This window comes from Pseudomonas sp. LBUM1670 (genome assembly GCF_059695695.1).
In genome coordinates, this window is record NZ_CP166783.1 from 2,285,362 (window position 1) to 2,300,423 (window position 15,062).

Below are 15,062 nucleotides of genomic sequence, written 5' to 3' on the forward strand. Positions count from 1 at the left end.
CCACTTAGGGTTTCGCCCTTACGGCGACTCACTTTTTTTTCAAACGCCAAAAAAAAGTAAGCAAAAAAAGGCTCGCCCCGAGCGTCCGGCCCCTCGCTAAGGCTCGGCGTTCCTTCGCTCCGGTATTCATCCGGGGACACTGCCCTCCGGTCTGCTTCGCGACGACCTACATGCAGCGTGTTCGACTGCGTCGAACGGCGCTGCGCGCCACTCCCCGGATGAACACCTCCACTCAGCCTCCCGAAGGGGCGGGTGGATCAAGAGCAAGATCAAAAGCGCAAGGCGAGCTAACGCTCGGCCTGATGAGTGGTGAAAAGCGGGTGTACGCCAGCCTGTTTTTGTAGGAGCCGGCTTGCTGGCGAAGGCGGCCTGACAGCCGACCAGATTTTCGCTGATGCCCTCGGCCCCTGTGGGAGCTGGCTTGCCTGCGATGGCGGCCTGATAGCCGACCAGATTTTTGCTGATGTCCTCGGCCCCTGTGGGAGCGAGCCTGCTCGCGAAGGCGGTATGACATTCAGCATTGATAACGCCTGACCCACCGCTTTCGTGAGCAACCCCACTTCACAGGGCCCCCCGCCGGTTTGCAGATCCGGGCTCACCCACAAAAAGAGCACGTACATTCAATTTTTCCCTCCGCCTCACCGGCACTATCAAACGAGGTTCCGGTGCATTGACGCCGGTGGTTTTCCATTTGTGCAGGTATCCCATGAACGCTTCGCGATGGAGTGAACGGGCTGAGGACTTTGGGCTGTTTTTTTTGCGGGTCAGCGGCGGTTTGTTTCTGCTGTGGGTGCACGGTCTGCCGAAGTTGCTTAACTACAGCGCTCAGCTACAAGTCATCGAAGACCCTTTTCACGTGGGCGCGAACGTCACGCTGATGCTGGCGATTTTTGCCGAGGTGTTGTGTCCGTTGCTGATCATCGTCGGGGTGTTGGTGCGTCTGGCGTGCCTGCCGGTTCTGTGTTTGCTGTGGGTCGCGTTGCTGGTTGTGCATCCGCAATGGGGCCTCGATGAAGGGCAGTTCGGCTGGCTGCTGTTGATTCTGTTCACCAGCATTCTTATCGCCGGGCCGGGACGGCTGGCGTTCAATGTCCGATTCGCCGGAGCTTTGCGTTATGCCTGAATCCAATCGTTTCGAGGAAGTCGTGACTCTGGTCATCAAGCACCGGGTCAAGGCCGGTTTTGAGGTGCCCTATGAGGCCTGGTTGCGCAACATTGTCAGCATTGCCGGGCAGCAGGAAGGGCACTTGGGCGTCGACGTGATTCGTGGCAAAAACGCCGGGCTCGACCTGTACACCTGCGTGCTGCGCTTTTGTTCCGCTGAAGCGATGCAGCGCTGGCTTGATTCGTCGCAGCGGCTGCAACTGGTCAACGAAGCCACGCCGATGCTGGCGGACGGTGACCAGACCGAGGTCAATCCGGTCAATGAATTCTGGTTCGCCCCTCAGGCTGAAACCAGTTCACCGCCGCCGCGCTGGAAGCAGGCGGTGGTGACGTTGTTGGTGATTCTGCCGCACACCTTGCTGGTGCCGCTGATCTGGGGCCCGCTGCTGCAGCTCAACGCGTTTCTGTCCAATTACGTGGTCGCCACGTTCCTGATCACGCTGACCATCGTCGTCTCGGTGGTGTACCTGTTCATGCCGATGGCGACGCGTTTGTTCGCGCCTTGGCTGTCCTCTTCCACTCAGCCCGAGGAAACGCGATGAACGCCGATCTGATTTTATTCAATGGGCAGTTTCATACCGTTGACCGTGAAAACCCGCGCGCCAGTGCCGTTGCGATCAGCGACGGTCGTTTCGTCGCGGTCGGTACTGACGCCGAAGCCATGGCCCTGCGCGGTTCCGGCACCCAGGTCATCGACCTCAAGGGCCACTGCGTCATCCCCGGCCTCAATGACTCGCACTTGCACCTGATCCGTGGCGGTTTGAACTACAACCTTGAACTGCGCTGGGAAGGTGTGCCGTCGCTGGCCGATGCCCTGCGCATGCTCAAGGATCAGGCCGATCGCACGCCGACGCCCCAATGGGTGCGCGTGGTCGGTGGCTGGAACGAATTCCAGTTCGCCGAGAAGCGCATGCCGACCCTGGAAGAGCTCAACCAGGCCGCGCCGGATACCCCGGTGTTTGTCCTGCACTTGTACGACCGCGCCTTGCTCAACCGCGCCGCGTTGCGCGTGGCCGGTTACACCCGCAACACACCGAACCCGCCGGGTGGCGAGATTGTGCGCGATGCCAACGGTGAGCCGACCGGCATGCTGGTCGCGCGGCCGAACGCGATGATTTTGTACTCGACGCTGGCCAAAGGGCCGAAGTTGCCGCTGGAATATCAGGTCAACTCGACCCGTCAATTCATGCGCGAACTCAACCGTCTCGGCCTCACCAGTGCCATCGACGCCGGCGGTGGTTTCCAGAATTATCCGGACGATTATCAGGTGATCGAGCAGTTGGCCAAGGACCAGCAGCTGACCATCCGTATCGCCTATAACCTGTTCACCCAGAAGCCAAAGGAAGAGCTGGCCGACTTCAAGAACTGGACCAGCAGCGTCACCCTGCATCAGGGCGATGACTTCCTGAGGCACAACGGCGCCGGGGAAATGCTGGTGTTTTCGGCAGCGGATTTCGAGGACTTTCTCGAGCCGCGTCCGGACCTGCCGCAAACCATGGAAGACGAGTTGGAACCGGTGGTCCGCCACCTCGTCGAGCAGCGCTGGCCGTTCCGTTTGCACGCTACGTACAACGAATCCATCAGCCGCATGCTCGACGTGTTCGAAAAGGTTAACCGCGACATTCCGTTCAACGGGTTGCCGTGGTTTTTTGACCACGCCGAAACCATCACTCCGCAGAACATCGAGCGGGTGAGGGCGCTGGGCGGCGGCATTGCGATTCAGGATCGCATGGCGTTTCAGGGCGAGTATTTTGTCGAGCGTTACGGCGCCAAGGCTGCCGAAGCGACGCCGCCGATCAAGCGCATGCTCGCCGAAGGTGTACCGGTCGGTGCCGGCACCGACGCCACGCGGGTGTCCAGCTACAACCCATGGACCTCGTTGTACTGGATGGTCAGCGGCCGCACCGTCGGTGGCCTGGAGCTGCATGCCGAGGGTTTGTCCCGTCAAACCGCGCTGGAACTGTTCACCCACGGTAGCGCCTGGTTCTCTTCCGAGCAGGGCAAGAAAGGCATGATCAAGGTCGGCCAACTGGCTGACGTCGCGGCCTTGAGCGCGGACTTTTTCAGCGTCGACGAAGAAGCGATCAAGTGGATTGAATCGGTGTTGACCGTGCTCGGCGGCAAGGTGGTGTACGCCGCCGGTGATTTCGAAAAACTCGGGCCGGCCAGTGTGCCGGTGCTGCCGGACTGGTCGCCGGTGGTGAAGGTGCCGGGGCACTGGCGTCCGACGTCGCCGATACAGGCGCAGGTTCACCATTGCAGCGGGCCGTGCGGCGTGCATGCCCACAGCCACGATCGGGCGCGCTTGTCGAATGCACCGGTCAGCGATTTCGCCGGCTTCTGGGGCGCCTTTGGCTGCTCGTGCTTCGCGTTCTGAAGATCACAAAAAAAAGCGCCGGCCCCGTGTGTCGGCGCCTTATGTAATACCCATCCATCAAGGAGTTTCACATGAGCAACCTTCCGTACAAACGCCTGAACAAGGATGACGCCGTTGTCCTGTTGGTCGACCACCAGACCGGTCTGATTTCGCTGGTTCAGGATTTCTCGCCGAACGAATTCAAGAACAACGTGCTGGCGTTGGGTGACGTGGCCAAGTTCTTCAAACTGCCGACCATCCTCACCACCAGCTTCGAAAATGGCCCGAACGGCCCGATGGTTCCAGAGCTGAAAGAGCAGTTCCCGGACGCGCCGTACATTCCGCGTCCAGGCCAGATCAATGCCTGGGACAACGAAGATTTCGTCAAGGCTGTTAAAGCCACTGGCCGCAAGCAACTGATCATCGCCGGTGTGGTGACGGATGTCTGCGTGACGTTCCCGACGCTGTCCGCATTGGCCGAAGGTTTTGAGGTGTTTGTGGTGACCGACGCTTCGGGCACCTTCAACGAAACCGTGCAGCAAGCCGCCTGGGCGCGCATGGCGGCGGCCGGTGCTCAACTGGTCAACTGGTTCTCGGTGGCGTGCGAGCTGCAGGGCGACTGGCGCAACGACATGGAAGGCCTGGCGAACCTGCTGTCGCCGCGCATTCCGAACTACCGCAATCTGATGAACAGCTACTCGGTGCTGACTTCGAAGTAAGCCTGGCCGCCGATATAAATGCCCGCCAATGTGCGTAATGCCTGTCAGTTAAGAGCATTTGTAGGAGCGAGCTTGCTCGCGATGGCCTCCAACGATAACGCGTATTCTCTGAATGCACGCGTCGTCCTGAAGTCCATCGCGAGCAAGCTCGCTCCTACAAGAGTCAGTTTTCGCTTAACTGATCGGCATTAGCCACTGTGCGGGCATTTTTTTCTGCTCCCCACAAAAAAGCAGTTTCGCCACGCATCTCTGCGTGGCGAAGGGTTTGGACTCAAATCAGAAAAGTCTGCCGAAAGGGGAAAAAGCAGCTATAAGGCGTTTAACTGTCAATCAAGGCGTGACAATGAATCCGTTCGAAGACATGCGTATTTTTTGCCAGGTCATGGACTCCGGCAGCTTCACTGCTGCAGCCGATCAATTGGGACTGTCGAAACAGTTCGTCAGCCGGCGTTTGATGCAACTTGAAGAGCGCCTCGGCGTGCGGCTACTTAACCGCTCCACGCGGCGGCTGGACGTCACGCCGCTGGGCCAGAGTTATTACGAGTCCGCGTTGCGCCTGCTCAGTGAAGTCGAGCAAGTGGAGCAGGGCATCGCTGGCCAGACCACCGAGCCGCGCGGCACCCTTCGCGTGAGTGCGCCGTTGTCGTTTGCGCTGGCGCATCTGGGATGCCTGCTGCCGGTGTTCTTGCAGCGCTATCGCGATGTCACGGTGGAAGTGGACTTGAGCGATCGCCCGGTGGATTTACTCAGCGAGGGTTACGACCTGGCGTTGCGCATCGGCATCCTGGAAGACTCGACGCTGATCGCCCGACGCATCGCTTCCATCCAGCGGGTGTATTGCGCCAGCCCGGCTTACCTGGCCGAGCGTGGTACACCGCTCAAACCTGAAGACTTGCACGCGCATGACTGCCTGCCGTACGGCCACGGGCGTCAGGTGCAATGGCGTTTCGAAGGGCAGGGCAAGCCGCTGATGGTCAACGTCACCGGGCGGATGCGAGTCAACAACGGGGAGTTGCTCAAGGATGCGGCGGTGGCCGGGATGGGGATTACGTATCTACCGACGTTCATTGTCGGGGCGGCGTTGAAGGATGGACGGCTGGTGTCGGTGCTGGATGAGTTTCGGCCGGAGCCGCTGACGTTGTCGGCGGTGTATCCGCAGCATCGCCAGAGTTCGCGGCCGGTGCAGGCGTTGATCGAGTTTTTGCGGGAGCGGCTGGATCAGACCGAGGGTGTTCTCTAGGTTTCACGCGGTCACCTGTGGGAGCGGGCTTGCTCGCGCAGGCGGAGTGTCAGGCAACACTTTCATCGACTGACACTCGTTGATCGAGTTTTTGCGGGAGCGGCTGGATCAGACTGAGGGCGGACTCTAGGTTTCACGCGGTCCCCCTGTGGGAGCGGGCTTGCTCGCGAAGGCGGAGTGTCAGTCGATGTAAGTGTCGCCTGACACTCCGCCTTCGCGAGCAAGCCCGCTCCCACAGGTAATAATGGGGTTCCTGAGATCAGCGGTGGTCAGGACCTTTTGTCATCGCCCGGTTCACCGCCGACATGCACGCCGTGGTCGTCACCCGGTTCACCGCCGACATGCACGCCATGATCGTCGCCAATTTCACCGGCGCGATGAACGCCGTGGTCATCACCGATTTCACCGGCGCGATGAACGCCGCGGTTATGGCCGATTTCGCCGGCATGATGAACCCCGTGATCATCACCCGGTTCGGCGTGGTTGCCGTTTCGCCCGGAGTTGGCCGAATGCCCGGAATGCCCTGAGCCATGGTCGTTGCCACTGTGACCGCTGCCATTGCCGCCATGACCATTGCCATCGCCGCCATGACCGCTGCCGCTGCCACCGTGACCACCACCATCGCCGCCATGACCGCTGCCGCTGCCACCGTGACCACCACCATTACCGCCATGACCGCCACTGCCTCCGCCACCTCCGCCACCGCTACCACCACCGCCGCCACCACTCCCACCATCCTTGGCCTGAGCGCTTGATACACCGGACACGCTGTCCGGCACGAGTACGGTGGACGCCGAAAGAACTGCGCCAATAGCCACTGCCAGCAAAAGTTTTTTCATGTGCATATCGTTCTCCGTCTTCTTATTCAGATTGGAACGTTGATGAATGCAACGTGCTGCCTGATTCAGTGGGTGAACACCGCAAAGTACTGATTTATTCAGTTGCAACGTCGATGAACGATGAAAGGTACAACCCGACCCTGTTTCAGAGGTCAGTGAATGCTCGAGGCCAGTTCGAATATCGGGATGTACATCAGGATCACGATGACCCCGATCAACAGGCCGATGAAGGTCATGAGCAAGGGTTCAAACAGCCGCACGAACCATTCGATCCAGCGGCTGATTTCTTCGTCGTAGAAATCGGCGCTGCGTTCCATCATCTGCCCGAGGTTGCCGGACTGTTCGCCCGCACGCAGCAAGCGCAGGGACACCGGGGTGACGAGGTGATTGAGCTCCAGCGCGGTCGACAGCGATTGTCCTTCGCGCACCCGTTCGCAGGCCTGGTCCAGGCGTACGCGGGAAGCGACGGTGAGCAGGCCGCGGACCATGCCCATGGCAGTGACGAGGGGGATACCGCCCTGCAGCAGAATTCCCAATGAGCGATAGAAGCGCGTCAGTTCATACATGAAGATGCGTTGATGGACCGCCGGGAGTTTTTCGATCACCCGGTTCACGCCCCGGCGAAAGGCCGGTTGGCGTTGCAGGAAGGCGAAGGCGACGACAATCGCCGCCAAGGCGCCGAAGAATTCGCCCTGATGGGCATGCAGGAACATTCCGCTGCTCATCAGGATTTGCGACAGCCACGGCAGGTTGTTGCCCAGCCCTTCGAACACCAGGCTGAAGCGCGGCACCACGTAGCCCATCAAAAACAACACCACGCCACCGCCCACCACCAGCAACAGCATGGGGTAGATCGAAGCGCTGACGATCTTCTGTCGAACCTCGTCCATGCGCTGGCGATAGCTGACATAACGGCCCAGGGCATCGCCCACCGCGCCGGTCTTCTCGCTGGACTGTACCAACGCAACGTAGAGCGGCGGGAACACCGCCGACAACTGGGCCAACGCCTGGGAGAACGATTTGCCCTCGTAGAGCAGGCGCACCAGTTCACTCAAGGTTTTGCGGGCCTGTGGCGCGTTTTCTTTTTCCGCCAGGCTTTCCAGCGCATCGATCAACGGCAGGCCGGCATTGAGCAGGGTGGTCAGTTCCTGGCTGAACAACACCAGGTTGAACGTCTCGCGCTTTTGCCATCGCAACATCCGCCAATGCCGCTCGGCGTGCAGGCTGACCACTCGCAGTCCCTGGTCTTCGACGATGCGCCGGGCTTCGCTGTCTCCTTGGGCCTCGACGGTCATCGCGACCACGCCGGCCTTGCCGACCGCCTTGAGATGAAAGCGCATGGTCGCCTCCCGTCATTGCCAACTGGTGACTTCGGCGTTTTCGCCTTCGCCGCCGGGCTGGCCGTCCTTGCCCATGGACAGCAGATCGTATTCGCCGTTTTCGCCGGGGTAGCGGTAGGTGTAATTACGGCCCCACGGATCCTGCGGCAGTTTTTTCTGCAGGTACGGGCCGGTCCAGCGGGTCTCGTCGCTGGGTGCGGTGACCAGCGCCTGCAACCCCTGTTCGGTCGACGGGTAATGGCCGACCTCCAGACGGTACAAATCCAGTGCCTTGCCCAGGCCTTCGATTTGCGCCTTGGCCACTTTCACTTCGGAGCGGCCCAGTTGGGCGAAGTACTTCGGCGCGACAATGCCGGCCAACAACCCGAGCACCACCAGCACCACCAACAGTTCGAGCAGGGTGAACCCGCGCTGGGTTCGCGGTGAACAGTTACGCGGGGCACTACACAGACGCTGATACATGATGACCTCACACAGTCGGCAGAAGGGTCGCCACAGCGACTCATGCAATTGCCATGCTCACCGTCGGGCATCCTTCTGCAACCCCTGAATTACGGGCCTATGCGCATCCGGCACAGTGCTTGCGTATGGCTGATTCACTACCGGCCATTGGGGCATTACCCCCATTTTTCGGGGCCGGTCAGGGGAGACAAAAATGAAAACACTCACCACAGGACTGCTCGGCTGTGTGCTGCTGGCAGGCGTCGCTCAGGCCGATGTGTTCGTTTCCGTGGACATCAATGGCCGCTACGTTTTGTCCAATGTCCACCGTCCCGGTCGCACCTATGAACGGGTGATTCATGAGCCCGAATCGTCGCTGGTCAGCCGCGATCAACAGCCGCAGATGATTGCCCGGCAACCCTACGCCGAGCTGGTCTCGGCGGCTGCCACGGCCAATGAATTGCCGGCGGCGCTGCTGCATGCGGTGATCCGGGCCGAGTCCGCCTACGACGCCCGCGCACTGTCGGCCAAAGGGGCGGGGGGGCTGATGCAACTGATGCCCGACACCGCCCGGGAGATGGGCGTGACCAACGTCTATGACCCCAAGGCCAACATCCAGGGCGGGGCCAAATACCTCAAGCGCCTGATGACCCTGTTCGACAACGACATCGCCCTCGCCGTGGCGGCCTACAACGCCGGGCCGCAAGCGGTGCTCAGCCGTGGCGGTGTGATTCCGCCGTTCGCCGAAACCCAGCGGTATGTACCGAGCGTGCTGCGCCAATACCGCCGCTTGCAGGGCCTGGCCGTGGATGCGCCGCTGTGATTGGCGACCGTGGGGGAAACCTCCCCCACATGTGGGGAAAGGTCAAAAGATCGCAGCCTTCGGCAGCTCCTACAGGGTACGCCGAACAAATGTAGGAGCTGCCGAAGGCTGCGATCTTTTGATCTTTTGCGATTGCCCGGAAACCGGGGAAATGGGCGGGGAATATCCCCCGACTTATCAAGTCATTTACATAACTTGCTGAAAAATAACAAAAATATTTATGGCATGCGGATTGCTCCAAGGGATTTGTCGAGAAGTATTCCCTGTGAGCACCCACAGCGAGGCCCGCGATCATGACCAGCATCTCCCGCGCTCATCACCTGGCTAACCTGCTGCTGTTTCTCTTGCCGATGCTGGGCGTCGAGATGGTCGACGCCGCCGTACGCTGCGAACGCAATCTGGTGGCCAACGTCGTGGCGCTGGATCAGCCGCTGATGTTCAACCGCCTCGGTGCGCAGAACGCCAACGGCATGATGTTCGCCCTGCGTCGCGACGTGGTCGATGACCATGACATGTCCCTGGCCCGCGGCGGTGCGGCCGTGCCGGGCAACGTCTCGCTGCGGCCCGACAAGCGTCCGCGTCCGTTGGTGCTGCGGGTTGCCGCCGGTGATTGCCTGACCATCAACCTGCAGAATTTGCTCGCTTATCAGGCCAACCCCGGCTCGCATGAAGACGGTGACGAGGAAGAAGAGGGTGTCGAAAACGGCAACGCAGACGACTTCAAAGTCGACGAGCAGGTCACTGACCGTCACGTCGGCTTCCAGGTCAACGGTCTGCAGGCGGTCAACAGCATTGACGACATTGCATCCTTTAGCGGTCGCAACGCCAACACCTTGATCCCTCCGGGCGCAACCCGTTCCTACACCTTGTATGCCGAGCGCGAAGGCGCATTCGCCGCCAGCAGCCGCGGCGCGACCTTCGGGGGCGAAGGCGACGCGGGCAATGTGGCCAACGGCCTGTTCGCCGAAGTGGTGGTAGTACCCAAGGGCGGCCGCACCTATCGCAACACCGTGACCGAAGAAGAAATGCGTCTGGCCAGCACCGGTCGCACCCCGGCCGGCCAACCGATAGTGGACTACCAGGCGCGCTACCCGCAGCGCGAACCGTGGATCCGTGAAGGCAAGGCCGGCACGCCGATCATCAACATGGTCGACGGCAATGAAATCATCTCCAGCGAGAGCGATGCGATCGTGATGGGCAGCAACGCCGACGGCAGCTTCCCGCCATCGACTTATCCGCTGGAAGCCATCGGCAAACGCAACCCGGCGCTGCCCAACCGGCTGGAACCGTTCCGCGATTTCGCTTCGCAGTTCCAGGATGAAACCGCCGCGACCCAGGCATTCCCCGCGTACTGGGAAGACCCGGTCATGGCTCACGTTTTGGAGCCGACCCGCGATTCGTTCATGATCAATTACGGTTCCGGTGGCATGGGCGCCGAGGTGGTGGCCAATCGGCTGGGTGTAGGGCCGATGCACGATTGCCTGTCCTGCGCCTACGAAGAATTCTTCCTCAGCTCGCACACCGTCGGCGACGTCGCGATGCTGGTGGACGTCCCGGCCAACGCCGGCCTGGAAAACATTCGCCCCGGTGAAACGCCGCGCGCCGATCAGATCGGGGTCAAGGCGACCATGGCGCTGTATCCGTCCGAGCCGTCCAACGTCAACCACAGCTACATCGGCGACTTCGTCAAATTCCGCAACACCCACAACGGCCACGAGCAGCACATCTTCCACCTGCACGGGCATCAGTGGCTGTTTAATCCCAACGACGACAACTCCGACTATGTGGACGCGCAAGGCATCGGTCCGGGTGCCGGCTACACCTATGAAATCGCCAACGGCGGTTCGGGCAATCGCAACCGCGTCGCGGGCGATGCGATCTATCACTGCCACTTCTATCCGCACTTCGCCCAGGGCATGTGGAGCATGTGGCGAGTGCACGACGTGTTTGAAGAAGGCACTCGACTGGAAGTCTCCCAGCAAGGTGCTGATGGTTATCACAGCGAACCTTACGCGTTGCGCAGCGGCAAACCGGCCGCTGGCGCCCGGGCCTTGCCGGATGGCGAGATCGTTGCCGGTACGCCGATTCCAGCGGTCGTGCCGCTGCCGGGCAAGGCCATGGCGCCGATGCCGGGCAAAGTCGCAGTTGTGCCGAAAATCGGTGAGACCCGGGTGGCCGGTCATGATGACGATGAAGACGATGAACATCACGGCGCTAGCGGTGGCACCCAAGCCATCGGTTCGCTGGTGCTGGTGGATCGCAGCGAAGCCAACCGCAACGCCGACGGCAGCCTGAAAAACCCTGGCTATCCGTTCTGGATCGGCGGCATGGAAAGTTCGGTTGGCCAACGCCCGCCGACCCCACCGCTGGACATGCTCGACGCCGCCAAGGCTCAGGCCCTGAAGACCAGTGGCAAAGCCTTGTGGGCGAATCTTGACCCGGCGCAGTCCGGTGGTTGGGATGGCGGTCTGGGGCGTCACTCCCTCGATGGATTTTCTGCCGGTGGCGAGGCGCACACCGTGACCACGTCCCTGGATTTCTCCAAGGAAGTGACCCGCGCCAAACCGATTTACATGCCCGAAGAAGGCACCGAAGTCGAACAGGCCGCCATGGCCTTCCACGCCAAAAAAGACCACCCAAGCTTTGCCTTGCTGCCCGGCAATCAAATTGTGGCACGCAACTTCCGCACCAACGGCGCCTTGCCAATAGCGGGTGCGCCGTACTACGAACCGTGCATGGATGACCGGCAAAAACGCCTGACCAGTAGCGCCGGCACTGGCGAGTTTGCCAGCGGCGAGCGAATCGACGGCATGTCCTACACCGGTTCCTCGACCTTCACCGCCGACCGTCCACGGGTCTACAAAGCGGCGAACATCCAGTTCGATGCGGTCTACAACAAGGTCGGTTATCACTTTCCGCAGGCACGCATCCTGGCGCTGTGGGAAGACGCCTGGCCGGTGATCACCAAGCAGCGTCCGCCAGAACCGCTGGTGATGCGCATGAACACCTTCGACTGCGTGCAGTACCAGCAAACCAACCTGGTGCCGGCCACCTATGAGATGGACGACTACCAAGTGCGCACGCCGACCGATGTGATCGGCCAGCACATTCACCTGCCGAAGTGGGACCTGACAGCCGCCGACGGCTCGGCCAACGGCTGGAACTACGAAGACGGCGTACTTTCCCCCGGTGCGGTGCAAGAGCGCATCCACGCCATTCGCGAGTTCAATCAATGCACGGGCACCGACCCGCGTGACGGCACGCCGGCCTGCCCGAAAGCCAAAAATCACCCGTACTTCGGTCAATTCGGCCGGGCCGACTGGGTCGGTGCGCGCACGGCGATGCAGCGTTGGTTTGTCGATCCGGTGGTGAACAGCAAAGGCGTCGACCGTGGCCTGGGGACCATCTTCACCCATGACCACCTCGGCCCATCGACGCACCAACAGATTGGTCTGTACGCCACCGTACTGGCTGAACCGGCTGGTTCCACCTGGTTCCATGCCGAAACCGGCGAGCCGTTGTACAGCGGCGCGCGGCAGGACGGCGGGCCTACGTCGTGGCAAGCGGTGGTGTCCACCGGTGACCTGGACGGCGACGGCAAGAACGACAGCTTCCGTGAGTTCTTCCTCGAATACAGCGACTTCCAGCACGCCTATGAAGCCGGCGTGTACGTCGGCGCTGGCCCGAATGGCGTCCCGAACCCGCAAGCGTTCCCGGCCACCGCGGACAGCTTCCGCTATGCGATCAACCCGCCGGTGCGCAATAACGCCAGCAGCTTGCTGGACGGGATTGTCGAAGTGCAGGGCGGCAGGGTCCCCGGTTGTCCGACCCGGCCATGCCCCCAGGCGATCTCCGTCGATGACCCCGGCATGTTCGTGGTCAATTACCGCAATGAACCGCTGGCCTTGCGGGTGTACGACCCGAACAAGGTCGGCCCGGACGGCAAGCGCGGCATGCAGGCTGACGGCCTCGGCGGCGACCTCGCGTACGCCATGCAAAGCCGCACCGACCGCGCCATCCCGGCGATGAACCTGGCGCCGAACCTGGTCACGGCGGCGACCGGACCAACCGGCGGCAGTACGCTGTTTCCGCCGCACATCAACCGTGGCGGCGCCGAACCAGGCGATCCGTTCACGCCGATGCTGCGCACCTACACCGGTGACAATGTGCGGTTGCGGGTGCATGCCGGCGGCCATGAAGAAGAGCACAACGTGACCCTGCACGGCGTGAAATGGCTGCAAAGCGGTTCCGGTTTCGGCAACAGTTCCAACTCCGGCTGGCGCTCGTCGCAGATGATCGGGATTTCCGAGCAGATGGGCTTTAATGCGCCGCTCGCGATGATGTCCAGTTCGGCGGCGACCACGGGTGATTATCTGTACTCAATGGACGCCTCCATTGAAGGTTACTGGAGCGGAATTTGGGGCGTGATGCGCAACTACACGGCCCAGCGCAGCGATCTGTTCGCGGTGCCGAACAACCCGAAACCGGCCGGTATGCGCAACACTGTTGCGTTCGACGGCATCTGCCCACGGATCAGCGCCAACCCCAACGGCATCGGCACAAGGCCGACCGTGCAGCGCAACTATGAAGTGGTCGCGGCGCTGGCCAACGACATTCTGCGCAATCCGCTGAACCTGACCCTCGGCGATCCGGCGGGGATCGGGCAATACGTCGGCGGGCCGTTGAATCCGGCGGGCGGCACCCTGGTGTTCAACTCGCGGATGGTGAACATTCCGCAAGTCACCGTGGAGGACCCGGAAGATGGCGAAACCATCACCATCGGCGGGCAAAGCGGGCCGCTGCATGATCCGACCGCGATCCTCTATGTGCGCAAGGCCGACCTTGATCCAGCCACCGGCAAGCTCAAAACCGGTGTGCCGGTCGAACCTCTGGTGCTGCGCGCGACGGCGGGTGACTGCATCAACATCACCCTGGAAAACCGTCTGCCGATGGTCATGCCGGACCTGGTCCAGACCGCGGTGATGCAAGGCATGGTCAAGCGGGATCGCAACAGCGGCCAGGGTTCGACCACTTTCAGCAACAACCTGATGCGGCCATCGAGTCACGTGGGCCTGCACGCGCAGTTGCTGACGTACGACATCACCAAATCGGACGGCACGAACGTCGGCGCCAACCCGATCCAGACCGTGCCGCCACGGGTTGGCAACAGCGGTGCTTACCCCAACCGTACTTATCAATACTACGCCGGGCACCTGGAGCGTGAAGGCAAACCGATCACCCAACTGGGCCGCAGCGTCGACAACATCAACGCCACGGCGGTGGAGTTCGGCGGGCTGAATTTCACCCCGGCCGACGTCATCAAGCAACCGCAGAAAGGCCTGGGTGGTGCGATGAGCATCCTGCCGGTCGGCGCCACCTGGGTTGAGGATGCGCGCAAGACGAACGCGACTGTCACCGCACCGGGGCAGACCACCTACCGCGACTTTGCGATGGTCTGGCAGAAAGCGTTGAACATTCGCTGGGCCAATGGTCGGCCGGTGGAAGGCATCGCCGCGGAAGGCTTCGGCGTGCCGACCGATCCGCAGGACAACTCGAGCATGGCCATCAACTACAAGGCCGAGCCGCTGTGGTATCGCTTCGGCCTGGCGCCGGATGCACCGTTCGGTCACGCCGACGGCGCGGGTTACGGCGACATGCCCAACGCGCACATGGCGTACAGCAATGCGCTGGTGGGGAGCGATCCGCAGACGCCGGTGCTGTATGTGAAACCGGGGCAACCGTTCCGCACGCACATCCTGATGCCCAGCGGTGGCAGCCGCGGCACGACCTTCCAGCTGGACGGTCACGTCTGGTCGATCAACCCGTTCCAGTCGGAGAAGAGCGACACCGGGGGTTACCCGATGGGTACGCCGGGGGTGGGTTCGGTGCGGTTCGGCTACAACCCGATGTCGATGTACATCGGCGCCCGCGAAAGCATCCTGCCGGCGGCGCATTTCAGCTTCATGCACCCGAGCGCCGGGGGCAGCAATGCGATACCGGGCGACTACCTGTTCCGCGATTACGCCGCCTATGGCAACACCGCCGGGTTGTGGGGATTGCTGCGGGTGACCAACGAACCGGAACCGGCCCCCTAAATCGAGAGGGCGATACGGTCAATGTGGGAGCGGGCTTGCTCGCGA

Annotated in this window: 10 protein-coding genes; 7 read left to right on the forward strand and 3 right to left on the reverse strand. The window is 61.7% G+C overall.

What is annotated here, in order from left to right; translation table 11 throughout:
• Window positions 1-706: 706 nt before the first annotated feature.
• The 5 genes from ACA073_RS10405 (at window position 707) to ACA073_RS10425 (ending at window position 5,479) form a co-directional block, all read left to right on the forward strand.
• Entirely contained in the window at window positions 707-1,123 is a 417-nt protein-coding gene (locus tag ACA073_RS10405; RefSeq protein WP_497403186.1) for a DoxX family protein, read from the forward strand.
• Entirely contained in the window at window positions 1,116-1,706 is a 591-nt protein-coding gene (locus ACA073_RS10410) for an antibiotic biosynthesis monooxygenase (RefSeq protein WP_497403187.1), read from the forward strand. Before ACA073_RS10405 ends, ACA073_RS10410 begins: the two co-directional genes overlap by 8 nt.
• On the forward strand, window positions 1,703-3,541 hold the full coding sequence (locus ACA073_RS10415; RefSeq protein ID WP_497403188.1) for an amidohydrolase: 1,839 nt from the start codon (window positions 1,703-1,705) through the stop codon (window positions 3,539-3,541). Before ACA073_RS10410 ends, ACA073_RS10415 begins: the two co-directional genes overlap by 4 nt.
• A 71-nt stretch (window positions 3,542-3,612) precedes the next feature.
• The gene (gene ycaC, locus ACA073_RS10420; RefSeq protein ID WP_497403189.1) at window positions 3,613-4,239 is read left to right on the forward strand and encodes an isochorismate family cysteine hydrolase YcaC; all 627 of its coding nucleotides are present in this window, start codon (window positions 3,613-3,615) and stop codon (window positions 4,237-4,239) included.
• Between the two features lie 343 nt (window positions 4,240-4,582).
• Complete coding sequence (locus tag ACA073_RS10425; RefSeq protein WP_497403191.1) at window positions 4,583-5,479, forward strand: LysR family transcriptional regulator; 897 nt, start codon at window positions 4,583-4,585, stop codon at window positions 5,477-5,479.
• A gap of 269 nt (window positions 5,480-5,748) precedes the next feature.
• Here ACA073_RS10425 and ACA073_RS10430 read toward each other — a convergent pair whose 3' ends face one another.
• From ACA073_RS10430 to gspG, 3 genes are all read right to left on the reverse strand, one after another.
• Window positions 5,749-6,324: a hypothetical protein gene (locus ACA073_RS10430; RefSeq protein WP_497403192.1), complete on the reverse strand. Its 576-nt coding sequence runs from the start codon at window positions 6,322-6,324 to the stop codon at window positions 5,749-5,751.
• A 146-nt stretch (window positions 6,325-6,470) separates the two neighbouring features.
• Window positions 6,471-7,658: a type II secretion system F family protein gene (locus ACA073_RS10435; RefSeq protein ID WP_497403193.1), complete on the reverse strand. Its 1,188-nt coding sequence runs from the start codon at window positions 7,656-7,658 to the stop codon at window positions 6,471-6,473.
• A gap of 12 nt (window positions 7,659-7,670) precedes the next feature.
• Window positions 7,671-8,120: a type II secretion system major pseudopilin GspG gene (gspG, locus tag ACA073_RS10440; protein ID WP_497403194.1), complete on the reverse strand. Its 450-nt coding sequence runs from the start codon at window positions 8,118-8,120 to the stop codon at window positions 7,671-7,673.
• Between the two features lie 193 nt (window positions 8,121-8,313).
• Here gspG and ACA073_RS10445 point away from each other — a divergent pair, with 193 nt between their 5' ends.
• Together ACA073_RS10445 and mnxG are read left to right on the forward strand one after the other, a co-directional pair.
• Window positions 8,314-8,922: a lytic transglycosylase domain-containing protein gene (locus tag ACA073_RS10445; protein ID WP_497403196.1), complete on the forward strand. Its 609-nt coding sequence runs from the start codon at window positions 8,314-8,316 to the stop codon at window positions 8,920-8,922.
• Window positions 8,923-9,215: 293 nt separating this feature from the next.
• A complete protein-coding gene (mnxG, locus tag ACA073_RS10450) occupies window positions 9,216-15,017 on the forward strand; it encodes a manganese-oxidizing multicopper oxidase MnxG (protein ID WP_497403198.1) in 5,802 nt (1,933 codons plus the stop codon).
• Window positions 15,018-15,062 lie beyond the last annotated feature (45 nt).